The following is a 25,385-nucleotide window of genomic DNA, read 5'->3' on the forward strand; positions in this document are numbered from 1 at the left end:
AAACAAAGAACAACTTATTCCAAATAATTGATCATATGTAAAAAACAGTGTTTTCAAGGCATCACAATTGTAACAACCATTAAAAACCCAAAAAACCAGCATATAAAACCACAATAAAACCAAAAAATAACCATGCGCACTTAAAATCAGGCAAAAACCAAAATATACATCCCTATCACACCGGTAAATCTGAGTTTTCACTTTTGGACAAATGATATGCAACCACTGACAAATCAATGGGTTGCGTTGTTTTTCATTTGTTCTGCAAATGTGAAAATTTGCAGTTTAAAAGTTTGTACATTATAAAAAGAGCCGAATTTGCAAACACACATACAACTCAATACAGAGAATAATTATGAGCAATCTGAAAAGTGGTACATTATTTGGCCACCCAAAAGGTTTGTTTTTACTGTTTGGAACAGAACTGTGGGAACGATTTTCTTACTATGCCATGCGCGCAATTTTGGTGCTTTATCTTACAGATAAAACCATCAATGGCGGCCTTGGCTGGTCGACTCAAGACGCACTTAACCTCTACGGCATCTACACCGGTCTCGTCTACATCACTCCTCTAATAGGTGGATGGATTGCCGATAACTTCCTTGGACAGCGCCGCTCTATCATCATCGGTGGTGTACTGATGGCCCTTGGCCAATTTACCTTGGCATTACCAAACAGCATGGTTGACCCACATTCCGTTACTGCCTTCTACCTGGGCCTAGGCCTGCTGATCATTGGTAACGGTATGTTCAAGCCGAACATTTCTACTATGGTTGGTGATTTATACCAGGAAGGCGATAACCGTCGTGACGGTGCTTTTACCATTTTCTATATGGGTATCAACCTTGGTGCTCTAATGGCAGGGATCATTGCTGGCTCAGCATCTACCGCATACGGCTGGAAAGCAGGCTTCCTGACTGCCGGTATCGGCATGCTATTCAGCCTGGTTATGCAATTTGTTTTTGCCGAGCGCCTACTGGGTGATATCGGTAAAGAGCCTGCAGCGAAACGTGCTGCGGCTATGAATAAATCAGGTCAAAAAGAACCGCTGACCAACCAAGAACGTGACCGCCTGAAAGTTATTATGATCATGGGTCTGTTCGTCGTTATCTTCTGGGCAGGCTTTGAGCAAGCCGGTGGCCTGATGAACATCTTCTCTCAGCAATACACTGACCGTATGATTGGCAGTTTTGAAGTGCCTGCGGCTTGGTTCCAGTCGCTTAACCCGTTCTTTGTCATCACGCTTGCTCCTGTGATTGCTGCATTGTGGGTAAAAATGGGTCCGAAAGAGCCAAGCTCTCCGGCTAAATTTGCCATGGGTCTATTTTTCCTTGCCATCGGCTTCGTGTGCATGATTGGTGCGGTGATGCAGCAAGGTGGCGATATCACTGTTAAAACTTCAATGTTCTGGCTGATTGGCGCGTACTTCTTCCATACTATGGGCGAGCTGTGCCTATCTCCTATCGGTCTGTCAATGGTCACTAAACTGGCACCACTTCGCCTGGCATCGCTGATGATGGGTGCATGGTTCGGTTTCAACGCCGTTGCTAACTATGTGGCTGGTATTATTGGTGCAAACGTAGGTGAAGCAGGTCCGATGGCTATTTTCAGTGGTATTGCTATCGCGGCAACTGTTGCTGGTGTGCTACTGCTACTTTGCTCAAATCAACTAATCCGCTGGATGCATGGTGCTGAAGGTAAAGTTGTTGAAGACGACATGGCCGACGCTAAGCCGGTTGAGGCGTGAAACGTGAAGCGTGAAGCGTGAAGCGTGAAGCGTGAAGCGTGAAGCGTGAAGCGTGAAGCGTGAAGCGTGAAGCGTGAAGCGTGAAGCGTGAAGCGTGAAGCGTGAAGCGTGAAGCGTGAAGCGTGAAGCGTGAAGCGTGAAGAATTTTAAAATCAAAAAAGCGAGAGTCAACAATAGCTCTCGCTTTTTAATTCCCGCTTCTCGAAGCGAAGCGCCCTCGCCTCACGGAACGAAGTGTAACCTGCTCTTAAAACCCACACCGCTTCAACGTTAGACTAAAACTGGCCGATCCAATTTCGCTCAGCGATAACCGGCCACCTGACTCTGACAGCTGCAGCTCTATCGTGTCGTTCTGGTAAGAATTCATACCCAGCCACGGTTGGGCAACAACTTCTTTATTTCCTTCACTAGTCTGAAGTACTGCCGCCAAACCGGTAGAAGTCACAGAGAGGCTCTTATCACAAGCATCAAATATCCCGAACAAGGCTTTAATGGGGGCCGCATAGCCTGAATGCTTCATCCCTTTCTCAATAAGTTGGATCAGGCTTCGAATATCACTTTCATCGGACATTCGAGTACGCAGGTAATCATTAAAAAAAGCACGAATAAGCAGTGTAGTTGCTGTACCGTTTTCATTATCCGCCGACGAATCCACCAAGTAAAAGGCCAACCGACCGTCCATCAACCAGGTGTAATCCAGCAGTACCGGCTGGACATCAGCAGACTGCAAAACACAATAGTTTAACTGCCAGTCTCCCTGCTTTGATTCAGTTTCCGGCATTAGCCCCAACAGCAACTCCCGTGCAGCTCGAGGGTTGGCTTTGAGCTCTTCGATATGCCATTCCAGCTCTTCGTCAATGCAGTTTTCATCTTCACCAATACCAAACCACTGGCTAGAAAAATCCCTGTTCTCTACGGCAGAGTCCTGAGATTTTAAGACAGAGAGTATTGCTGACTTCAGCACCATGATGTTATCAAGAGGCTTAATCAGAAAGTCTTTGACGCCATGGCGCAGCGCGGTTGCAACATCCGCCATGTCACCGGTACCGGAAATCACGATAACAGGTACCATTGGGTACTGCACAGAGATCTCTTCAACAAACTCCATACCGGTCAACACCGGCATCGCCAAGTCACAAAGCAATACATCTGGAATACTGTCTCTTAAAGCCTGTAATCCTGCTAGTCCATCTTCTGCTTCACGTACATGACATCCCTGGCTTTTTAAGAAGCCAGTGATCATTCCGCGAAACACAGGGTCGTCTTCAACAATGAGAACATCTTTATCCTCTAGCAAAGGCTGTGCCCTCCATGAATGATGGTTTGCTCCCCCCTGCTTTTGATCAGGGGAATCGATATTTTTATCAGAATAAGTGCGCATGAAACCCCGAATTGCTAACCAACCTATCAAAAGCATAGGTCGGAATTGATGTTCCGTCATAACAATCGCACTTTTCGAATCGGAAATTACTTGATTATGCAACCTACTTCAAAAATTAACCTTTTCAAGGCTTAAAAGCTGGCGGCTGGATGAGCGGGACGGTGAGGATCTTGATTTACAGCAAAACTTGTTAGGATAATGACACCTTTACACACATTTTGTTATACCATTCCCAATTATTAGTTTTCAGTGATTGTATATCTATGAAGCTTGACGATTTAAATTTGTTTCGAATGGTTGTTGAAAATGGCAGCTATACCGCTGCCTCGCGAAAAACCCAGGTCCCTGTCGCCACATTAACCCGACGGATCCAAGCACTAGAAGAGTGCCTTAGCATTCGTCTGTTAAACCGTCATGCCCGAAAGCTTTCATTAACTGAAGCCGGTCAGAAATTTTATGACGATTGCAGCCCTTTGCTCCAGCAGTTGGTCGATACAACTGAACATATCAGTGAGGAGTGCAAAGGTGCAGCCGGTAAACTAAGAATTGCAGCCCCTTCTAACCTCACAAAAGTGATGCTGCAGCCAATGCTCAATGCCTTCATGATGGATCACCCGGCCATCAATATTGAACTGCATATGAGCAGTGAGCCAGAGCAGCTTGATCCTACTGACTGGGATGTTATCTTCCGCGTCGGCCCACAGCGTGATTCGACCCTGATAGCCCGGCGCATCAGTGCGGTCAAAGATATTCTGGTTGCCAGCCCCGACTACTTGAAGAATAACGCAGAGCCCAAGCATGCTCAGGATCTTCACCAGCACTCCCTGCTAAAAGGCAAGCCATTACTCCGTTGGCGTTTATCTGACAGTAACGGGGAGACAATTGCCGTTAACGAACGGGGACGCTTTGAAGCCAACCAGCTCAATGTGGTTCGCAAGGCTTGTATGAGCGGCCTAGGCATTACCTTAATGCCAGATGTTATGTTAGAAAAATATATCGCATCGGGCGAACTGGTGCGCATTTTGGAAAACTGGTCAGCTAACCCGCGGGAAGTCTACTTGCTCTATAACCACCGGGATTATCAGCCAGAAAAACTACGTCTGTTTATTGAATTCGCCAGCGAATATTTCAAGTTATAGCGCCCTTCATCTACCTGTGTAACCAGCCGACGACTCCGGCTGGTTAGTACCAATTTCTTGCCAAGCCAGATAACCCAGACTAAACGTTAATATACTGAATAGAGTAATTTCCTGATCCCACCGAAGATCTTCGTGCCAATGGACCCAGGCTCTAAGGTCAGCTAATTTTTCTGTTCGGTAAAGCTAAGAGCACAATCGTGATTTGGGAAAAGTGTTCTTTGAACCAATAACCTTATCGTGCGAAATACCGCACATGATAACGAGGAAACGTTATGATTCTGGGACATTTATTCGGGCTATACACACACCCGAAACAAGAGTGGCGTGCCATTGACAAGGAACATGAAGGAGTCCAAAGCAGCCTTTCTCACATCTTGCTGATCGCCTTGCTACCACCGACATTTGCCTTTATATCTAGTGTATTTATTGGCTGGCGAATAGGTGTTGGCGAGCCTATCTTCCTTACCCAGTCCAGTGCTTTAGGTATGTCCATTGCAATGTATTTCGCGCTTGTCGCGGGTGTGTTTGCCCTCGCCTACCTCACATACTGGATGAGCCATACCTTTGGTTCAACACCCACCTATACCCAGGCGCTTGAGCTCGCAGCCTACACGGCAACCCCATTATTTATGATCAGTATTGCAGCCATCTACCCCCAGGTGTGGTTCTTGATGATTGCCGGGTTGATTGGTGTCGCCTACTCAGTATACCTGCTTTACACCGGTGTACCGATTTTGATGCATATTCCTGAAGAGCGGGGCTTTATCTACTCCAGCTCAATTGTCACCTGCGGTTTGGTTTTACTGGTATCGATTATTGCCGGGTCGGTAATTTTATGGAATATCGGATTGGGGCCGCAGTTTAGTCACTAAGTGAAGCGTGAAGCGTGAAGCGTGAAGCGTGAAGCGTGAAGCGTGAAGCGTGAAGCGTGAAGCGTGAAGCGTGAAGCGTCGCAGATTGTAGAAACAAAAAGCGAGAGTCAAGCAACTCTCGCTTTTTGTTTTTGGGTCCTAGGGCCTCAGGGCCATAGGCCGCTCTTCCCCGCTTCCCGAAGCGAAGCGCCCCCGGAGCGCAGCATAACTCGCTTCCTACACGAAGTGTACACGGCGAAGCCGTCCTTAACCGCCTTCGTTATGCAGTTCCAGGTTTGCCAAATCCTGTTGAATACCACGCTTGGTTTTAGAGTCTTCACTTCGTAGAGACTCCAAATATTCCAGGTACTCTTGATTTACATCTCCGGTGACATAAGTGCCACTAAATACCGAGGCTTCAAACTGAGGAATATCAGGGTTTCCTTCCCATACCGCAGCAACCAGATCATCTAGATCCTGGAAGATCAGCCCGTCGGCACCGATCATCTTGCAGATTTCATCCACTTCGCGGCCATGGGCAATGAGCTCATTAGCACTTGGCATATCGATACCATAGACATTCGGGAACCGAACTTCAGGTGCAGCAGAGGCCAGGTATACCTTGCGGGCACCCGCTTCACGGGCCATTTCAATGATCTGCTCGGAGGTTGTACCGCGAACAATCGAGTCATCCACTAGCAGAACACTTTTATCTTTAAACTCAGAACGGATCGCATTGAGCTTGCGGCGAACCGACTTGCGGCGCATTTGCTGTCCCGGCATGATGAACGTACGTCCAACATAGCGGTTTTTTACAAACCCTTGGCGATACGGTTTATCTAGAGTACGGGCAATTTCCAGGGCACTGTCGCATGAGGTTTCCGGAATTGGGATCACCACATCGATATCCAAATCATCCCATTCGCGCTTGATTTTCTCCCCCAACTTGGTACCCATACGAACACGTGCACCGTATACCGACACTTTGTCGATGAAAGAATCAGGACGGGCAAAATACACAAATTCAAACACACATGGGTTCAACGCAGGGTTGTCTGCGCATTGCTCAGTGTATAGCTCTCCGCCAAATGGGATGTACACAGCTTCGCCTGGTGCAACATCACGGACAAAGTCAAAACCAACCGCATCAAGTGCCACTGATTCTGAGGCAACCATGTATTCAGTGTTGCCATCGACATCACGCTTACCCAAGCAAAGCGGGCGGATCCCATGAGGGTCGCGAAATGCCATCAAGCCATGGCCAATAACCATAGCAACAACCGCATAGGCTCCTTTCACAATACGGTGAACTTCGCGTACAGCTTTGAAAATCTCGGCAGGGGTGATCGGGTAGGATTGGGAGTTTTCTAATTGATTGGCGAGAACATTAAGGAGTATTTCTGAGTCGGAGGTCGTGTTGACATGGCGTTTGGCCTGTTCAAACAACGTCTCCCTAATATCGGCGGCATTGGTAAGATTACCGTTGTGCGCCAAAGAGATCCCATAAGGCGAGTTCACATAAAATGGCTGCGCCTCCGATGCGCTAGAGCTGCCCGCAGTTGGATAGCGTACGTGACCGATACCCACATTCCCCTGAAGGCGCTGCATGTGCCTAGCTTCAAACACATCACGCACAAGACCATTCGCTTTACGCAGACGGAAACGATTGCTTTCCAGGGTAACAATACCGGCAGCATCCTGGCCGCGATGCTGTAGCACGGTCAGTGCATCATAGATAGACTGGTTTACCGGGGTTGAACCCACGATTCCGACAATACCACACATGTCCTAAATCCTCGTCACGCATTAAATGCAATTATAACAGTTTCACTCAATCACTATTTTTTAGCGGGCCCCGGCATGCCAAGTACCCGCCAAAAGGTATTGAATCAATAAACTGCCTAAATACCGGTACTACAATGCACCGGGCAAAAAGCTTGATGTGTCTTTGAGGTAAGTGAAGAACCATTCAATCACGACGCCAAACTGCGGGATCAACTGCGACTCTTTCCACCAGTCAGCACTTGAAAACCCTGTAAACGCATCGATGAAGAACAGCAAGGCCGATACAATAAGTACGCCCCTCACTCCACCAAAGACAACCCCCAGAACCCGATCTGTCCCTGACAGACCTGTTTTCTGAACTAACTGTCCTATCACATAGTTCACCACGGCACCGACTATCAGGGTGGCGATGAACAATGCGGCGATGGCGCTACCATTCCGTAGCATCTCATCCTGAATATTTGTAAAGTATGCTGCCAGCTCAGTGTAAAAATTACTGGCGATGAAAAAAGCAGCAAACCAAATTACCAGTGACAAAGCTTCCTTAACAAATCCACGGATCAAACTGACCAGTGCAGAGAAGCCTATTACGCCTAAAATTACGTAATCAATCCAGATCATCATTTGTTGTATTCGTCTTGTTGGTGCGTATTCTAACAGAAAAAATGAGAACGCAAACGTTTACCTAAGGGTTTAGTGGGTTAAATCTGAGCAATCGGCCTTTTAATCCCGTTAATTTTTCCAAATCTTTGACCTGTGCAGATAGCTTCGTCTTCGACACATCGGGGCCAACGACGACCCTTGCCAACTCCCCTTTTTGAGGTTGCTTGGGAAAAACATGTGCCTGATAGCCGGCATTTCGAAGTTTGGCCACCAGCTGGTTAGCATTATCAAAATTACGGAATACCCCAAGCTGAACCACCCAACCGCTATCTTTGTTGCCAACTTTTGGACGTTCAACTGGCTGAGACTCAACCTTGACCGGTTTATTGGTTGAGGTTGCAGCCGTCTCCTGCGGCTCGTCAATCACGACTGTGACAGGTTCCGGCGGCAAATCAATCTCGGCAAACTCAGGTTCAGGAATGGCCACGAACTCATCTTCATCTCCAATTTCAGGCTGAAGAGGAATACTGGCGAACTGCTCCTGGTAATGCTGCTTTTTACCATCAAATAAATCAGGCAGAAAAATAACGCCGATAGCCACCAGAATGATGGTTCCGACTAACCGGCTTTGGAATTTACTCGCCACGTCTACTCCTGTGTTGATGCTAGATGGCTGGAAATCTGACCGACAGTGTAAAACGAGCCAAACACGATTACCATATCCTCTTCTCCGGCCTGTGTCAGCGCTGCGTCATAAGCTTGCTCTGGCGTCTGGAAAGGATGAACATCACCAGATAAGTGCGCAATGATCTCGTCGGCAGTCGCCGCTCTCGGCCCTTCAAGCGAGGCCGGATACCACACATCCACAATCGAGAGCATCTCGGCAATGGTCGCGGCAATATCTTTATCGTGAAGCATCGCGACCACGGCATGGATACGGCTTTTATTTTCACGCAGCTTAATTTTTTCCAGCTGTTCAGAAAAATACTGGGCTGAATGGGGGTTATGCGCCACATCCATAATGGTCAGCGGTGAAGCCGACACCCGCTCCATACGCCCTGGTAGCGAGGCGTTTGCCAGGCCATTGGCAATATTCTCATCACTGATTTCCAGCTCGGCAACGCCCAGAGCCATCAGTGCCGTCGCGGCATTGGGAAGCGGCAGCGATGGCAACGGCAGGTTGTTGAGGTCAAACGCGCCACAATGCCAGCTCCAACTGTCATCAGACTGTTTATAGTCAAACTGGTAGCCTACCTGGTATAACTTCGCGCCGATATCATCGGCATGGGCCGGCACACTGGCTGGCGGGTTCGGCTGGCCGCATACTGCTGGCTTTTGCGCCCTGAAAATACCCGCTTTCTCATAGCCAATCACTTCAATGTCATCGCCAAGCCAATCGACATGATCGACAGCCAAGCTGGTGATCACCGAGACATCATGATCGACAATGTTGGTTGCATCAAGGCGACCGCCCAGGCCAACCTCCAAAATAGCCACCTCAACCTGATGCTGCTTAAATAGCTGCAATGCCGCCAGCGTACCGAACTCGAACAAGCTAAGGCTCACTTCGGCACGGTACTGTTCAATGGCCGCAAAGGCCTGGCTATGCTCACTGTCAGCAAGCTCTTTTCCATTAATGCGGACACGCTCGTTATACCGAACCAGGTGAGGTGAGCTATACACGCCAACCTTGTAGCCAGCATCTCGTAAAATAGCTTCCAGGATCGCACAGGTTGACCCCTTGCCGTTGGTTCCAGCAACGGTAATGACATGTTGTGCAGGCTTAGTTAATTGGCCGCGCTGGGCAACGCAAAGCGCACGATCCAATCCAAGATCGATGGCACTGGTGTGGAGTTTTTCTAAATAAGCTAGCCAGGAGGCTAATGGAGCTGTGGCTTGTGGGGCTGTCAATCCGGACATTCTTTATCGTTCTAAATTAATACCTATGATGGGTACTAATTTAACACTGAACCGAGTTTGAATTCATGCAAACGCACTAATAAATTCAATCAAAAAGCGACACTGTGAGCATGGTTGACAGTTTTGCTGCCTATCAAACCCGGTTCAACGGTAGAAAACGTTATTCCTTCTCGTTTTCTACTTTTGTTTCTGTATCTATATCTGCTTCTTCTTTCACTTCAGCAGGTGACTCCGACGGTACAGCCGCTTTCGGAACCGGCACCACCATTGGCGAAGTTGCATGAGTCAGCTTGGCAATAATGCCACCAATACGCTGGCGCATTTCACGGCGATCAACAATCATATCGATAGCACCATGGTCAAGCAGGAACTCGCTGCGCTGGAAGCCTTCAGGTAGCTTCTCGCGAACTGTCTGCTCAATGACACGCTGGCCAGCGAAGCCAATCAATGCCTTTGGCTCACCAATGTTAATGTCACCCAGCATTGCCAAGCTTGCTGACACGCCACCCATTGTAGGGTCTGTAAGAACTGAAATAAACGGCAGGCCTTTGTCAGACAGACGTTCTAGCGCAGCACTGGTTTTCGCCATCTGCATCAAGGACATCAATGCTTCCTGCATGCGAGCACCGCCACTGGCAGAGAAACACACCAATGCGCAGTTATTGGCAATTGCCTCATCAACTGCACGAACAAATTTCGCACCGACAACAGAACCCATTGAACCGCCCATGAATGAGAATTCAAAAGCACACGCAACCAGAGGCTGCTCCAGCAGGGTACCTTTCATCACTACCAGTGCGTCTTTCTCGCCACTGTTTTTCTGGGCTGCAGAGATACGGTCTTTATATTTCTTCGAATCGCGGAACTTCAGCTTATCTTGCGGCTCCATCTCTTCGGCGATTTCTACCTGACTTTCAGCGTCAAGGAAAGTTTCAAGGCGACGGCGCGCCTTCATACGCATATGGTGGTCACACTTAGGACAAACTTCTAAGCTACGTTCCAGGTCTGCGTGGTAAAGCACTTGTTCACATGAAGTACATTTGGTCCATACCCCTTCAGGAATGGATGCTTTTCGAGAGGAAACAATGTTGCTTTTGATCTTTTCAAGCCAGCTCATGAATGACCTTTCATCTTCTTATTTCCCGGCTAGATAGCAGAGAATTATAAATTCGTTAATTTACCGAGGTGGAATTAAAGCACAAAGTTGTCGATCTGTAGATAAAAAACTGGTTGTACTAGTTGGTTATCGGGGGCTAGATCCTAGTTCCTACCCCCAAGCCTTCTATCAATCCGGCAAAAACAGCGGGCCAATCGGCGCTCTAGGCAGCCCACACTCTTTTGGATAATCAACATCAACCAAATACAGACCTTCAGCTTTCGCCGTCGCCCCGGCGAGGGTGCGGTCTTTTTGCTCCATTAACCACTTCATCCATTCTGGTTTTTCTTCACCACGACCAACCTTGATTAGGCTTCCGGTAATATTACGTACCATATGGTGAACGAATGCATTCGCCTTGATATCAATAATGACAAAATTACCCTGACGAGATACATTCAGGTGCATTAGGTTACGCCAAGGACTGCGGGATTGACAATACACAGCCCGGAAGGATGTGAAGTCATTCTCACCTAACAAGTGCTGGCCAGCCTCATGCATTTTTTCCACGTCAAGTTCACCGTGGTAATGGCTGATCCCGGCTCCCAGAATAGCCGGACGCAATGCATGATTATAGATGATATAGCGATAACGGCGAGCAGTAGCCGTAAAGCGGGCATGAAAGTCATCACTCACCTCCACAGCCCAACGAACAGCAATATCTTTCGGTAGGTTAGCGTTTGCCCCCATCGTCCAGGCAACCATTTTACGCTCGACGTCAACGTCGAAATGCACAACCTGCCCGGTACCATGAACACCAGCATCTGTACGTCCGGCACACTGAACTTCAACGGGTTTATTAGCAACTTTACTCAGCGCTTTTTCCAAACGCTCCTGCACGCTATCAACGTCACGTTGACGTTGCCAGCCATAATATTTGGCACCATCGTACTCGATACCTAAAGCTATTCGCATAATTTACTTCGTTCTTACTGTCGGCACAGCAGGCCTGTTATCAAGGAGAGGTGGATTATAGGGAAAAAAGCTGACCGCAGGAAGCGGGAAAACGAGTTACGCTGCGCTTCGGGAAGCGGGAAGCGTAACCCGCTCCACGCTTCCAAGGCGAAGCCTTAGCCTCGCACCTTCCCTAACAGCTCTTTCGCTTCACGCTTGATCTGAGCATCACCGTTGTTGGCGATCTCTTCCAACAAACCTAGCGCGCCTTCACTATCGTTCATTTCAAGGTACGCTTTGGCCAAGTCCAGCTTACTGGCATATTCACCCTGGCTATCGACATCAAACGCGGCAACATCGGATAGGACATCAGGGAATTCATCAAGTCCAACATCCAGGTTTAATGGCGCATCGTCCAGCTCTACTGGGTTTTCCGGCTCCATCTCTTTCATCAGCTCGTCAATGCTAATGTACGACGGCGAGGTAACTGGCTCATCAACCAACTCACTTCCGGCTACAGCCTGCAGCAACGCTTGCGACTCGGCTTCAGCCAACAGCATTTCTGTGTCAAACGCCGCCACATCTTCAATCTGCATTTGTGGCTGATCGGCCCAATCCTCGGTCTCTAGTACCGGTTCAGGACTGGTTGCTGCCCATATTTCAGAATCTTCTTCTGGCATTTCAAGCTCAGAATCAGACAGTCCGGCGAGGTGATCATTAGCATCAAAGCGCTCATCAAATGAGCCTGCTAGCAGTTGTTCACGTTCAGCCTCCAGCTCGTCCTGAATGTCAAAGCTTGTACTCGCGGCCGTATTGGCGACTTCATCAAATCCCGCGTCTTCTGCAGCAGGCTGAATAGAAGCATGCGCTTGCTCAGCAATAACCTCTTGCTGGGCGTGAACGGCCTCATCGGCATAAAAAGCCTCAACATCCAATTCGGCTTCAGACTCGGCTTCAGACTCGGCTTCAGACTCGGCTTCAGACTCGGCTTCAGACTCAGCAACATCACCCGCGGCAATATGTTCGACTTCCGGCACCTCAGGTTCAACTGGCGGTTCTATCACACTGTCGGCCGTAGCCGTATCAAAGTGATCCAGAGTGTCCTCAGGATCGCTCAGTAAGGCGGCCATATCCAGACCAGCAGAATCGACCAACTCATCGTCAAACATATCGGCTGGCGGTTGGGCTTCAGCCTGTGGTATTTGAGGCGCTTGTTGCTCGTTCAGACCTTGTTCTAATTCATACTGCTCCAGTTCATGCTGCTCTTCAAAAGACGCTTGCAGTGCTTCACTTTCACTGAACTCTGGCAATGAATCGGGATCAATGGTCTCAAACTCAACCTGCTGCTGACCATGAATAGACGCCTGCGATGCAGCTAAATCAGTTTGGGCCGTAGCAGCAGGCTCTATCATTTCAGGGGCTAATGGCTCACCGGATAACAAGGTTGCTTCAGGCTCAACCTCTGGCTGCGCCGCTTCAGCAGCTTGCTGTAGCTGCTTAACAATATTATCCAGAGCAACCTGCTCTTCATCTTCAGAAACCGGACTGAACATTTCCTCAAGCATCTCAGCTTCAGGATCGTTAAATGCCGCCTCTTCATCGAATTCTGGTAAGTCATCCAAGCTCAAAGGCTCGGACTCATCAATCGCTAGCGGTTCTGGCTCTGGCTCTGATTGAAATTCAGGTAAAGAGTCAGGCTCTTCAAGTGTAACCTCTGGCTGCGCCGCTTCTGCGGCTTGCTGTAGCTGCTGGACAATACTGTCCAGTGCGACTTGTTCTTCATCCTCAGAAACCGGACTGAGCACTTCCTCAAGCATCTCTGCTTCAGGATCATTGAAAGCCGCCTCTTCATCGAATTCTGGCAGATCATCCAAGCTCAACGGCTCGGACTCTGCCATCGCTAGCGATTCAGGCCCTTCAAGCACAACCTCTGGCTGCGCCGCTTCGGCTGCTTGCTGTAGCTGCTGGACAATATTATCCAGAGCAACCTGCTCTTCATCCTCAGAAACCGGACTGAACACTTCCTCAAGCATCTCTGCTTCAGGATCATTGAATGCCGCCTCTTCATCGAATTCTGGCAGATCATCCAAGCTCAACGGCTCGGAATCTGCCATCGGTAGCGGTTCAGGCTCTGGCTCTGGCTCTGGCTCTTCAAGCGCAATATCTGACTGCGCGACTTCTGTAACAGTCGGCTCAGACTGTTGCTCATACAGAGGTTCAGGCTCGGTAATCGCGATTTCTTCGCCAAAGGTTGGGAAATCGTCATCACTGGTCCCAGAACTGGCCCCAGATAACACGGTTTCTTCCAGTGCTTCTTCAACCAACGTACCGGTATCATGGTCGTCTACTGCATCTATCGCGGGCTCATCTTGTACCGGTTGTTCCGGCTGCAAGGCCGTATCTTGAACAGCTAGATCTTCACCAACTGCGAATTCTTGGGCCAGTGATTCATCAGGTTGATGCTCAAAGGTTTCCAGTAACTCATCAACGCTGCGCTCAAGGCTCTCAACATCATCGGCTTCTGGCTCATCCAATAATCCATCAACATCAGCCAGCAACGCATCAATTTCTGCCATTCCTGTCAGCTCTTCAGATTGGCTCAGCTCATTTTCCAGAGGATCCGCATCAAACTCCGGATCCAATACCGGTTCTGCTGACAGAACAGGTTCAACATCCGCCTCTCTCGATTGCTCTTCTAAAGCTCCATTGAAAATATCTTCAAAGGCCGAGTTATCAGCCGAATTTTCAACTGTATTTTCAAGATCGGAGAAATCAGCATCAGGTTCTAGTTCACTTTGCACTTGAGCTGACGAAGCTGTCACGGCTTCCTCTGCGGTGGCTGGCTCAAACTCAGGGTCTGAAAAATCAGCGGCGAAAGCCTCTGGCTCTGTTGCCGTCGTACCGACATTACTGTCTTCTTCCTCAGGTAACTGTGCATCAGGGGCAGATACCTCTGAATGGCTACCATGCTGAGCAAGAATATCATCCAATAGCTCGGTGCTATTCTCATCAATGACTACATCATCAACGTTCAGAGTTTCTTCCGCTTCAATATCAACAGCGGCTGCCTCGGAACCATAATCTTCTATACCCGCCGTGTCGCTGCTGATCTCATCAACCAGTTCATCCAGTAACGCGGTACTGTTTTCATCTATCGATATGGCAGGATTAAGTAATGACTGTTCAGTGTCAGGATCATCGAGTAATTCATCAAGCAGTGCAGTACTGTTTTCTTCTACCTCAATATCGCTACTGAGCTCATCTTCTTCAATCAGCTCATCCAGTAACGCAACACTGTTTTCATCAAACAGCGCATCAATATCGTCCTCTGCCACCACTTCTGACTCAGCAGCAAACATTGCATCAGCTTCAGCAAGCGCCTGATCGATAGCAGCCTGTTGCGCCGTATCATCGGCCTCATCAACAGAGGCAGTGTCAACAGGTGGCTCTACGGTATCAGCCATACCTACTGAATCAAACAGCGAATCCAGCTCATCCTGGTCAACAACCTGTGGCGAAGTCTCTTCTTTCTCGGCCTGAGTTTGATTTTCCTGTTCCAGCTGCTCAGATTCAACTTCAGACAACAAGTCATCCAGAATAGACTGATCAAGCAGCCCGTCCTCGATTTCCTGGTCTGCCAGCAAATCATCCCCTAAGCTATCATCTGAGAGGTCAAAACTGTCTTCATCATCCGCCTCAGCTTGAAGCGACTGCTCCCACATGGCAGCCAGTGCCTCATCAGCGCTAGGCTCTGTGCCTTGATCCATCTCATCCAGTGCGCGCTCCATATCCTGAAGCCCGATAGCCTGCTCATCCCCTTTCACCGAAATGCTACTTGCTGCCAGGCCGCTATCAATTTCAAACTCATCGTTGCTTTCTGAGGACAGATCAAGCATATCGACAGAGTCAGCCTCTGCCGCGAACAAGCTCTTCTCCGGATCATCAAATAGTGATTCCTCATCACCATCGAAGAGATCGTCAATATCTTTATCATCACCCGTTAGTTCTGGAATGCCTCCGTCATCGCTATTCGCTGGCGGAGGAACCATTGCTGGCTCTTGTGCTTCAGGGCCTTGTAATGACTTAACCTCGTCTTCACCTTCTTTCTTGCGTCTTAGCATAAAGAAAGCAAGCGCGCCCGCAATCAACGAGCCCGGTATCAATGCTACTGCGGCTAATGCCCAAGGGTTAGAAACCAGGCTATCAAGCCATGACGCTTCTGACACAACAGGCTGCACCTGCTGGGCTTTTTGCTGCTGGATAAAGTCTTTGATTTGCGCTCGAAGGACTTCATCACTACTGATCTGATCTTTTAAGGCCGTGACCTCATGTCGCACTTCAGAGAGGCGAACACGGAGTAAATGGTTGCTTTCCAACAACTTCGTCATTTGTACATCAGAAGCATCCAACTGTGCCTGAAGGGCTACGGGCTTGACAGGAATACCGCCCTTGGTGCTTTCTGCGACTGCTGGCTGGGTAATATCACTACTTGGCTTGGGAACCGTTTGGGTCAAGACCTCTTCTTTGGCAACCTCAGGCTTTGGCAGAGGCTCAGCGACAACTGTCGGTGCTGGCTTGGCTTTTGGAGCTGGGGCGCTAGGCGGCGTAGGAGTCGATGCCTGACGGGACTGACGGCGCTGATCAGCGGCGAGGCGTCGCTTGACGCTATCAATATTTTCCTGGCGGATCTGTGCCAAACTTGGCATCACCAACGTACTACCAGGGATCAGGCCGTGAATGTTATTTTGCTCAAAAGCTTGCGTATTAGCTCGATGAATCGCCCCGATCACCTGATACACAGAAACCTGGCTGTTGGGGCGATAACGCGATGCAATCGACCACAGGGTTTCATTATTTTTTGTCGGGCCATAGCTTGCCACTGAGGAACGATTCGATGCGTCATTCAGGGAAGGCTCGACAAAAGTCGCAGGCTGCTCATCTGCAGCTGGGCCTAAAATACGTACCGTATTGGCTTGAACCGGTATCTGGAAGGCTACACTGGCAAAAATAACCGGTAATATAAAACGTTTTATCATAGTCGATAAGTCAGACACTGCCTGCTGTCCTCTCTGGCAGAGATAAGAAATAAATTTCGAGCATCGAGTAAGTTGAGTCGAGAATCGAAGTCATGGCGCTAAGCATCATAATGAATCTATCGGCCACTCATCAAGCCTCTTGAGCGGTAATTGAGGGTTGTTACTCACAGGATAGGGATTTCAAGAATTAGGAGCGGTCCCTATGGTCCTATAGTCCTATGGTCCTATGGTCCTATGGTCCTATGGTCCTATGGTCCTATGGTCCTATGGTCCTATGGTCCTTCAGGAAAGTTCTTGGTTCCTCCAGAATGAATCAAGTTTTTCTCGAAACTAGTAACTCAAATCGAAAGAACCGCTTTTCCAAAGGATCACAGGGCCATAGAGCCGTCTTCAATCGCTTTTTCTACGTATTACAGATACTCTGCAATCAGCTTTTCGGCGATCTGTACGCTGTTTGTTGCTGCGCCTTTACGGACGTTATCAGCCACAACCCACATGTTCAGGCCGCATGGGTGGCTGATATCTTCACGGATACGGGCAACCATAACGTGATCTTTACCTGTCGCATCGCTGACCTGTGTCGGGTAATCGTTGCCGTGGAACACTTCGATACCTTCGGCATTTTCTAGCAAGCTGATCGCTTCCTCAACATGTACCGGCTGGCAGGTTTCAACATGCACCGCTTCTGCATGGCCATAAAAGACAGGGACACGAACACACGTTGGGTTAACGCGGATATTATCATCACCAAAAATTTTCTGGGTTTCCCACACCATTTTCATTTCTTCTTTGGTGTAGCCGTTATCCATGAAGTCATCGATGTGCGGCAAACAGTTGAAAGCGATTTGCTTATCGTATGCCTTGTTCTCTGCTGGTAGTCCATTTAGCAGTTTTGCTGTTTGTCCCGCCAGCTCATCAATACCTTTTTTGCCAGAGCCTGAAACGGACTGGTAAGTCGCGACATTGATTCGCTCAATACCATAGGCTTCATGGATTGGCTTCAGTGCCACCAGCATCTGGATCGTTGAGCAGTTCGGGTTAGCAATGATGTTACGGTTACGGTAATCAGCCAGCGCGTGCGGGTTCACTTCTGGCACAACCAGCGGTACATCGTGTTCATAGCGGAAACGTGAGGTATTATCGATAACGACAACACCAAAATCTGCTGCAATCGGCGCCCAGCGATCAGACGTTTCGGCTCCGGCAGAGAAAAGTGCAAGCTGCACCTGGCTCCAGTCAAATTCTTCTACATCTGTTACGCGAACGCTTTTGCCTTTAAAGCGCAAGGTTTTCCCTGCACTACGTTCAGATGCAAGCAAATATAGATTGCGAACAGGAAAATTGCGTTCCTCTAGGACTTCTACGATGGCTTCGCCAACAGCGCCTGTTGCGCCGAGTACGGCAATATCAAATTCCTGGCTCATGGAGTTTCCTCTACTACTGTAAAACCTAATTTAGCCAGCGACTCTACCCCAAAACCCGCCTCCCCGGCTACCGTAATCGCGCTATATTCGCGTCGATCCCAGTAATTTTTTCGCATCTGGTCAAAAGCAGCGGCCATCTGGTGTTCATTCCCGGCACTGTCATTCATTTCCCGGCGGAAAAGAGCATCATCTTTACGTACATCATAGATCAGCTGGATCAGGGTGAATAAATCGTCTTCCTGCCAGCGCTTACTCAGCTTAACAAAAGGCACCGGCGCCACAGGCAGCAGGCTTGAGGCAGCAACAGGCTTGCCCAGGCCGAGGTACTCGCAAAAACGATTAAACACCATGGTTGTGCCGCGAGCCTTTCCTTCCAAGCCGTATCCGGCAATATGCGGGGTAGCAAACGCCAGCAGTGGCAATAACGCCAAATCAACCAACGGTTCATACTCGAATACATCCAGCACCGCCGTTAACGCTTCGGCCTTTCCTGCTTTTGCTCGTTGCAACACAGCTTTCAAGGCCTGGTTATCAACAACAGGGCCGCGAGCCGCATTTATCAGTATTGCTCCCGGAGCCAGCTGGCCCAAAAAGGCTTCATCAACCAAGTGATAAGTCGGAAACTCACCATCGCGAGTGATTGGTGTATGCAGGGTGATCACATCACAGTGTTCTTGCAATGTTTCCAGTGAATGAAACTGGCGGCTATCGCCCTGTTGTTCTTTTAAAGGATCATTCAACAAGTAACGGATACCCAGTGCATCTAGGCATTGCGCCAGATAACTGCCGACATTACCAGCGCCAATGATGCCGATGGTTTTGTCAAAGATTGAAAAACCTTGCTGCTGCCCGAGTACCATCAGGCTACTGAGTACGTATTCTGCCACCCCTACCTTGTTACATCCCGGTGCGGCCGTAAACATAATGCCCCGCTCTGCCAGCAATGCCTGATCGACATGATCTTGCCCCGCAGTCGCGGTTCCGACAAAACGCAGCTTATTGGCCTTTTCCAACAATTGCTCATTCACCTTGGTCACGGAGCGGATCATTAGCGCATCGACATCAACCAAGTCATCCGCAGTCAACGTCCGGCCGGGCTTGGCGACCACGTCACCTAGCTGGCTAAATAATTCCGCCGCATAGGGCATGTTTTCATCAATGAGGATTTTCATGGGGATTAGATCCTGATCCCTAGATCCTAGTTCCTAGATAACTGATCCGGTAACTGGTTTGGGAATAGAGTTGAGTTTAAGAAATTAATTGTACTGCTAAGTTCCTAGTTTTCCTAGGGTCCTGGGTCCTGGGTCCTGGGTCCTGGGTCCTGGGTCCTGCAGGGCAGGTTTGCTGAGCGAAAAAACCAGCCAAGCTCTTGCCCTTACCTAGAACCTGTTCTTCCTAGGGCCAGCTTTTCCTAGGAGCTAGGATCTCCCCCCTGCTTTGGACATAAAAAAACCCGGCATAAAGCCGGGTAAAAGAGTCCAGGATATAAAAACACTAGCTTCAGCAATAGACAGCTCCCGCAAAAGAAAATACTATTCTCACAAGCTAATGTCGCGTCTGTTTAATAGGCACTGGCTATAGATAAACCAATCTTTCGAAGTCTCTGCCAAAAGTCGTCTTAGATTAGTCTCTTAGCCAGTGCCACTCCCGGAAAATGACAAAAGACTGGATACCAACCTAAATAAATATCTGATCATTTTTCATCTACTTATCCAAATTGGTATTAAGCTCAAGATTCGAGTCCCTAGTGTCGAGGACTAGGAACCCCGTATTACCATCTCAAAACTCGTATCTCTGCACACGCTTCTAGGCTTAGCCTTCGTACTTCTTAATCACTAGCGTAGCGTTTGTACCACCGAAGCCAAAGCTGTTTGACATGACTGTCTTAAGCTCCTGCTCACGGGTTTCAGTAACAATGTCTAGGCCTTCAGCTGCAGGGTCTAGGTTGTCGATATTAATGCTCGGAGCAACAAAGCCATTCTCTAGCATCAATGTTGAATAGATAGCTTCATGAACACCGGCAGCACCCAGTGCATGGCCTGTCATCGCCTTGGTTGCAGAAATTGCAGGGCTGTTTTCACCAAACAGTTCCTGAATTGCACCTAGCTCTTTTACATCACCTACTGGCGTAGACGTACCGTGGGTATTGATATAGTCAACTGGCGCCTCAAGATCTTGCATCGCCATCTTCATGCAACGTACAGCACCTTCACCTGACGGTGCTACCATGTCGTAGCCATCAGAGGTTGCGCCATAACCCACGATTTCACCGTAGATTTTCGCGCCACGTGCCAGAGCGTGCTCAAGCTCTTCGACAACCAGCATACCGCCACCGCCAGAGATCACGAAGCCGTCACGGTCTACATCGTAAGTACGAGATGCTTTTGTTGGGTCTTCATTGTACTTAGTTGACAACGCACCCATGGCGTCAAACATCATGGTCAGCGACCAATCAAGCTCTTCACCGCCACCTGCAAATACGACGTCTTGCTTACCAAGCTGGATAAGTTCCAGTGCGTGGCCGATACAGTGCGCCGATGTTGCACATGCAGAGCTCATGGTGTAGTTCACACCACGGATTTTAAACGGGGTCGCCAGACATGCCGATACCGTCGATGACATCGTACGAGGCACCATGTATGGGCCAACACGCTTCACGCTTTTTTCGCGCAGAATGTCTACTGCCGCAACCTGGTTGTACGAGGATGCGCCACCCGAACCCGCCACTAGGCCAGTACGGTCATTGGAAACTTGTTCATCAGTAAGACCGGCGTCTTCAATTGCCTGCTCCATAGACAGATACGCAAATGCTGCGGCATCGCCCATGAAACGCATTTTTTTACGGTCGATATGCTCAGACGGGGTCATCTTTAAGTCGCCCCAAACATTGCTTCGCAGCTTCATTTCCGCGAACTGTTCAGAGAAGTTGATACCGGATTTACCCGCTTTCAAAGACTCCAGCACTTCTTTAACGTTGTTACCAATGCTGGATACGATACCCATGCCTGTAATTACGGCTCGTTTCATGATGAATTCCTACTGTCATTTAACGCTGATGATAATAACGGGTTTATTCACAGAAAGTGGTCAGCTTTCCCTACAATCGGGTACAATCCCCGTCAATTTCACTTAATTTGCTCGTTATTGCTTCTGTTTCTGTAGTTTAGCTGATTAGATTCAAGCCATAACGATAACACGTTATACCATTACATGAGGTTTCCCTTTGCCTGAGCTGTCTAACAAGCGCATTGAAAATGCCATTCTTGACTGGAATGAGTCCGGTACCCCGGTATCCAATGACTTTGACGATGTTTATTTCTCCAATACCAACGGATTAGAAGAAACACGCTATGTTTTTCTCAAGCAAAATGGCTTGCCTGAGCGTTGGGAAACCTCCGAACGCCGCCGCTTCGTCGTGGCTGAAACCGGATTCGGTACCGGGCTGAATTTCCTGGCCGTCTGGCAGTGGTTTAAAGCCTTCCGCCAGGCACACCCAGACGCGGCGACCAAAGAACTTCACTTCATCAGCTTCGAAAAGTTCCCAGTCACCAAAGCCGACCTGATCAAAGCCCACCAGTCCTGGCCAGAGCTTGCCGATCTCGCCGAGCAGCTTCATGCCCATTACCCACCCGCCGTTGCAGACTGCCACCGTATCGTGCTGGAAGACGGGATGATCACCCTCGATTTATGGTTTGGCGACATCAAAGAGTGTATGCCTCAAGTATGGACCAATGATGACGGTATCGTGGATGCCTGGTTCCTTGATGGTTTCGCGCCCAGCAAAAACCCCGAGATGTGGAACCAAGAGCTGTTCAACGGCATGGCAAAGCTAGCGCGGCAAGGCTGTAGCACGGCAACATTTACGGCGGCAGGTTTTGTTCGTCGTGGCCTGATTGAAGCAGGTTTCGAGATGGGTAAGGTAAAAGGATTTGGTACCAAGCGCGACATGCTGGCCGGTTCTATCACCCAGCGCCAGCACAAAGCCAACTTCAAGCCATGGTATAAACGCACTGCCGCTGCTAACCCGCAAGATGTTGCGATCATCGGGGGTGGTGTAGGCTCGGCGACAACAGCTCTGTCATTGGCACGCCGTGGTATTGACGTCACCTTATACTGTGCCGATCCCCTTCCGGCCGAAGGGGCTTCAGGCAACCGCCAGGGGGCAGTATACCCACTGCTGAACGGCTCAAACGATGCCCTCTCTCGCTTCTTTGCCCCTGCTTTTCTTTTTGCCCGTCAATTTGTCGAACAAACTGCCGAGAAAAAAGATTTCGCCCATGACTGGTGTGGTGTTACCCAGCTGGCCTGGGATGAAAGTGCCGAGAAAAAGCTTGGCAAGATGATGAGCGGAGGCTTCCCTGATGGCTTGATCAGGAGCTTGAATGTCGAACAGACCGAACAAGCCACCGGCGTACCATCAGGCCATAGCAGCGTAAACTACCCGCTTGGCGGCTGGCTATGCCCACAAGAGCTAACCCGTGCGCTGATCCAGCTGGCGCAGGAAAGCGGCCACCTGACGCTGAAAACCGACACCGATATCTGTAAACTTACTCAGCACGGTGATAATCCTGGCTGGATGCTCACCGATACCCAGCAAAACCAATACCAGCATTCGAGTATTATCGTCGCCAACGGGCACCGTTTTGCCGAATTCGAACAAACCAGAGCCATCCCCGCATCCTCGGTACGTGGGCAGGTCAGCCACATTCCGACTAATCCCTCTCTGTCAGCGCTGAAAACAGTACTTTGCTATGACGGTTACCTGACACCGGTTAACCAACAAACGCAGAGCCACTGTATCGGAGCCAGCTATGGCCGTAATAATGCTGATTTAACCTTCAGTAGCACCGAGCAAGCCGACAACAAGCAACGTTTGGTCAATTGTCTGCCTGATGTTGACTGGCCAACAGAGATTAATATGTCGGATAACCAAGCCCGCGTAGGCGTTCGCTGCGCCAGCCGAGATCACTTGCCATTCGTCGGCGATGTCTGCAACTACGACAGTTTAATTGAGCAGTATGCGGATTTAAGGGAAAAACAGGATAACGCAGAGGATGTGCCAACCTATCCAAATCTATATTCAATGGTAGGTTTAGGCTCGCGCGGGCTAAGCTCGGCACCGCTGCTAGGTGAATTGTTGGCATCACAGATCTGCGGCGATCCGCTACCGTTACCCAACGACGTGCTTGACGCCCTGCATCCAGGGCGGATGTGGGTACGTAGGTTGGTTAAGGGGAAGAAGTTGTAAGGCTTCGCCTTGGAGGCGGGTTACGCTTCGCTTCGGGGGCGCTCCGCTCCGAGAAACGGGAAAAAGCACTTTATCCTTTACGCTTCTCGAAGCGACGCGACCCTTTACGCCTCTTGTACGCAGTACAATACGCTTCTATTTTTTTGTGCTCTGCACAATAAAATCTTATTCCGCCTGAACTGTTACCGGTGGTGCCGGATCATCCCCGCCACCGGTATCTGAAACCGCCACACCAATCACAATCGCCGCAACACCGACAGCTAGCACCGTTGCGGTTAAACCACCAGCAGAAGCCGCCATGGCGGTATCGATACCCGCAGCACTCCCCTTCTCACTCGCTGTGGCAGCCGTGCTTGTAGCAGTATTAACCGAAGAGGAAGACTGTGCATTAGTCGACGCTGTTGCCTTTGACTGTACAGCAGAGCCATCAGCTGCACACGCTGACATACTCATCATCCCGGCACAAAAAAGTGCAATCATTGATTTGTTCATATCATTCCCCGAAAACCATAGCGAGTTTATTGATATGAATGTAAGTATAGGAGAGATTCGAGAGTCTAGAGACGAGTTGCGAGAGGGAATTGGGGAGTCTTAAAGGTGAGAAAAGTGATAGTCGTTGGAGATGCGGGTAACGGCGTTTTGGATCCTGTGGTCCTGTGGTCCTGTGGTCCTGTGGTCCTGTGGTCCTGTGGTCCTGTGGTCCTGTGGTCCTGTGGTCCTGTGGTCCTGTGGTCCTGTGGTCCTGTGGTCCTGTGGTCCTGTGGTCCTGCAAGCAGGCTCTCCTAGCGTAATTAGGAGTCAAGCTTTGCTCTCTTCGGAACTCAAAACTCGAAACTAAAAACAGCTTCTCCACAGGACCTCAGGGCCATAACCCCGCTCTTACCGCTCTATGCTCAATCCGCCCCGAACAAATCGCGGGTGTAAACCTTATCCGCGACATCTTCAAGCTCTACCGCCATGCGGTTTGAGACAATGACATCAGACATTTGTTTGAACTGCTCAAGATCGGCGATCACTTTCGAGTTAAAGAACTCTTCTTCCTGTAGAACAGGTTCATAAACAACCACTTCAATGCCTTTGGCTTTGATGCGTTTCATAATGCCTTGGATTGATGATGCGCGGAAGTTATCGGAGCCACTCTTCATGATCAGGCGATAAACGCCCACCACTTTAGGCTGCTTGCTAATAATAGAGTCGGCAACGAAGTCTTTACGGGTTCTGTTAGCATCGACAATCGCACTAATCAGGCAGTTGGGCACCTGCTCGTAGTTAGCTCGAAGCTGTTTGGTGTCTTTCGGCAGGCAATAACCGCCATAGCCAAATGATGGATTGTTATAGTGAGAGCCAATACGCGGATCCAAACCCACACCTTCAATGATCTGGCGGCTATCTAGGCCATGTGTTTCAGCGTAAGAATCTAGCTCGTTAAAGTAAGCAACACGCATTGCCAGATAAGTATTAGAGAACAGCTTCACCGCTTCGGCTTCAGTTGAGTCCGTATACAAAACAGCAATGTCTTCTTTAATTGCTCCCTGTACTAGCAGCTCTGCAAACACTTTTGCACGCTCAGAACGCTCACCCACAATAATACGGGAAGGATGCAGGTTATCAAAAAGCGCACGGCCTTCACGTAGGAACTCTGGCGAAAAGATAATATTCTCGCAACCTAGCTCTTCTTTAATACGCTGGGTGTAACCAACAGGCACCGTAGATTTGATGATCATCACCGCTTCCGGGTTAATCGTCATCACATCTTTAATTACTGCTTCGACTGAAGAGGTATTGAAGTAGTTAGATATCGGATCATAATCCGTTGGCGTTGCAATGATCACGAACTCAGCATCTTCGTAAGCACGCTGCTTATCAACCGTTGCAGCCAGGTTTAGCTCATGGCTTGTCAGATACTCGTTGATCTCTTTATCTTCAATAGGAGAAATACGCTGATTAATCAGGTTTACTTTTTCTTCAACAATATCGAGCGCAATCACTTCATTATACTGTGCCAGCAGCACAGCGTTAGACAGGCCGACATACCCTGTTCCTGCAACAGTAATTTTCATTACTTAACCTCAAATTATTCGACTTTCAGCACCTGGATGAGAAAAGAAAAACCAGCGCTGTAACAATGCTGGGAAAATACTACCTCAGATCACTATATTAGAGTAGTTTAACCACTCTTTGAGCTCCATTTATTATTGATT

17 protein-coding genes are annotated in these 25,385 nt (G+C 49.0%); 4 read left to right on the top strand and 13 right to left on the bottom strand.

Features of this window, described 5'->3' with window-relative positions; genetic code table 11:
* Positions 1-355 precede the first annotated feature (355 nt).
* Positions 356-1,747 (top strand): peptide MFS transporter, encoded by a 1,392-nt coding sequence (locus tag AC51G0_RS13915; RefSeq protein WP_496299215.1) that lies wholly within the window; start codon positions 356-358, stop codon positions 1,745-1,747.
* A gap of 247 nt (positions 1,748-1,994) precedes the next feature.
* Here the strand turns inward: AC51G0_RS13915 and AC51G0_RS13920 are convergent, their stop codons facing one another.
* On the bottom strand, positions 1,995-3,044 hold the full coding sequence (locus AC51G0_RS13920) for a response regulator (protein ID WP_496301955.1): 1,050 nt from the start codon (positions 3,042-3,044) through the stop codon (positions 1,995-1,997).
* A 347-nt stretch (positions 3,045-3,391) separates the two neighbouring features.
* Here AC51G0_RS13920 and AC51G0_RS13925 point away from each other — a divergent pair, with 347 nt between their 5' ends.
* Both AC51G0_RS13925 and AC51G0_RS13930 read left to right on the top strand, forming a co-directional pair.
* Positions 3,392-4,267: a LysR family transcriptional regulator gene (locus tag AC51G0_RS13925; protein WP_496299217.1), complete on the top strand. Its 876-nt coding sequence runs from the start codon at positions 3,392-3,394 to the stop codon at positions 4,265-4,267.
* Between the two features lie 272 nt (positions 4,268-4,539).
* Positions 4,540-5,139 carry a Yip1 family protein gene (locus AC51G0_RS13930; RefSeq protein WP_496299218.1) on the top strand — a complete coding sequence of 200 codons (600 nt, stop codon included), beginning with the start codon at positions 4,540-4,542 and terminating at the stop codon, positions 5,137-5,139.
* 246 nt (positions 5,140-5,385) lie between these two features.
* Here the strand turns inward: AC51G0_RS13930 and purF are convergent, their stop codons facing one another.
* The 10 genes from purF to fabB form a co-directional block, all read right to left on the bottom strand.
* The gene (purF, locus tag AC51G0_RS13935; RefSeq protein WP_496299219.1) at positions 5,386-6,903 is read right to left on the bottom strand and encodes an amidophosphoribosyltransferase; all 1,518 of its coding nucleotides are present in this window, start codon (positions 6,901-6,903) and stop codon (positions 5,386-5,388) included.
* Between the two features lie 129 nt (positions 6,904-7,032).
* Positions 7,033-7,524 (bottom strand): colicin V production protein, encoded by a 492-nt coding sequence (gene cvpA, locus AC51G0_RS13940; protein WP_496301956.1) that lies wholly within the window; start codon positions 7,522-7,524, stop codon positions 7,033-7,035.
* 64 nt (positions 7,525-7,588) lie between these two features.
* Positions 7,589-8,152, bottom strand: a complete 564-nt coding sequence (locus tag AC51G0_RS13945) for an SPOR domain-containing protein (RefSeq protein ID WP_496299221.1) — start codon at positions 8,150-8,152, stop codon at positions 7,589-7,591.
* A gap of 2 nt (positions 8,153-8,154) precedes the next feature.
* Complete coding sequence (gene folC / locus AC51G0_RS13950) at positions 8,155-9,426, bottom strand: bifunctional tetrahydrofolate synthase/dihydrofolate synthase (protein ID WP_496299222.1); 1,272 nt, start codon at positions 9,424-9,426, stop codon at positions 8,155-8,157.
* Between the two features lie 160 nt (positions 9,427-9,586).
* Positions 9,587-10,543, bottom strand: coding sequence for an acetyl-CoA carboxylase, carboxyltransferase subunit beta (accD, locus tag AC51G0_RS13955; protein ID WP_496299224.1), 957 nt, complete (start codon positions 10,541-10,543; stop codon positions 9,587-9,589).
* 168 nt (positions 10,544-10,711) lie between these two features.
* Positions 10,712-11,497: a tRNA pseudouridine(38-40) synthase TruA gene (gene truA / locus AC51G0_RS13960; RefSeq protein ID WP_496299226.1), complete on the bottom strand. Its 786-nt coding sequence runs from the start codon at positions 11,495-11,497 to the stop codon at positions 10,712-10,714.
* Between the two features lie 155 nt (positions 11,498-11,652).
* Positions 11,653-16,530 carry a FimV/HubP family polar landmark protein gene (locus AC51G0_RS13965; RefSeq protein WP_496299228.1) on the bottom strand — a complete coding sequence of 1,626 codons (4,878 nt, stop codon included), beginning with the start codon at positions 16,528-16,530 and terminating at the stop codon, positions 11,653-11,655.
* 392 nt (positions 16,531-16,922) lie between these two features.
* Positions 16,923-17,936: an aspartate-semialdehyde dehydrogenase gene (locus tag AC51G0_RS13970; protein WP_496299229.1), complete on the bottom strand. Its 1,014-nt coding sequence runs from the start codon at positions 17,934-17,936 to the stop codon at positions 16,923-16,925.
* Positions 17,933-19,108, bottom strand: a complete 1,176-nt coding sequence (locus AC51G0_RS13975; RefSeq protein ID WP_496299231.1) for a 4-phosphoerythronate dehydrogenase — start codon at positions 19,106-19,108, stop codon at positions 17,933-17,935. The genes AC51G0_RS13970 and AC51G0_RS13975 overlap by 4 nt, the downstream gene beginning before the upstream one ends.
* Before the next feature lie 640 nt (positions 19,109-19,748).
* Complete coding sequence (gene fabB, locus AC51G0_RS13980) at positions 19,749-20,963, bottom strand: beta-ketoacyl-ACP synthase I (protein WP_496299233.1); 1,215 nt, start codon at positions 20,961-20,963, stop codon at positions 19,749-19,751.
* 205 nt (positions 20,964-21,168) lie between these two features.
* Between fabB and mnmC the strand changes: the two genes are divergently transcribed.
* A complete protein-coding gene (mnmC, locus tag AC51G0_RS13985) occupies positions 21,169-23,184 on the top strand; it encodes a bifunctional tRNA (5-methylaminomethyl-2-thiouridine)(34)-methyltransferase MnmC2/FAD-dependent 5-carboxymethylaminomethyl-2-thiouridine(34) oxidoreductase MnmC1 (RefSeq protein WP_496301957.1) in 2,016 nt (671 codons plus the stop codon).
* A 165-nt stretch (positions 23,185-23,349) separates the two neighbouring features.
* Here the strand turns inward: mnmC and AC51G0_RS13990 are convergent, their stop codons facing one another.
* Both AC51G0_RS13990 and AC51G0_RS13995 read right to left on the bottom strand, forming a co-directional pair.
* Positions 23,350-23,676, bottom strand: coding sequence for a hypothetical protein (locus tag AC51G0_RS13990; RefSeq protein WP_496299235.1), 327 nt, complete (start codon positions 23,674-23,676; stop codon positions 23,350-23,352).
* Between the two features lie 401 nt (positions 23,677-24,077).
* Positions 24,078-25,244, bottom strand: coding sequence for a nucleotide sugar dehydrogenase (locus AC51G0_RS13995; RefSeq protein WP_496299237.1), 1,167 nt, complete (start codon positions 25,242-25,244; stop codon positions 24,078-24,080).
* Positions 25,245-25,385 lie beyond the last annotated feature (141 nt).

It is taken from the genome of Photobacterium sp. HL06, from assembly GCF_059552575.1.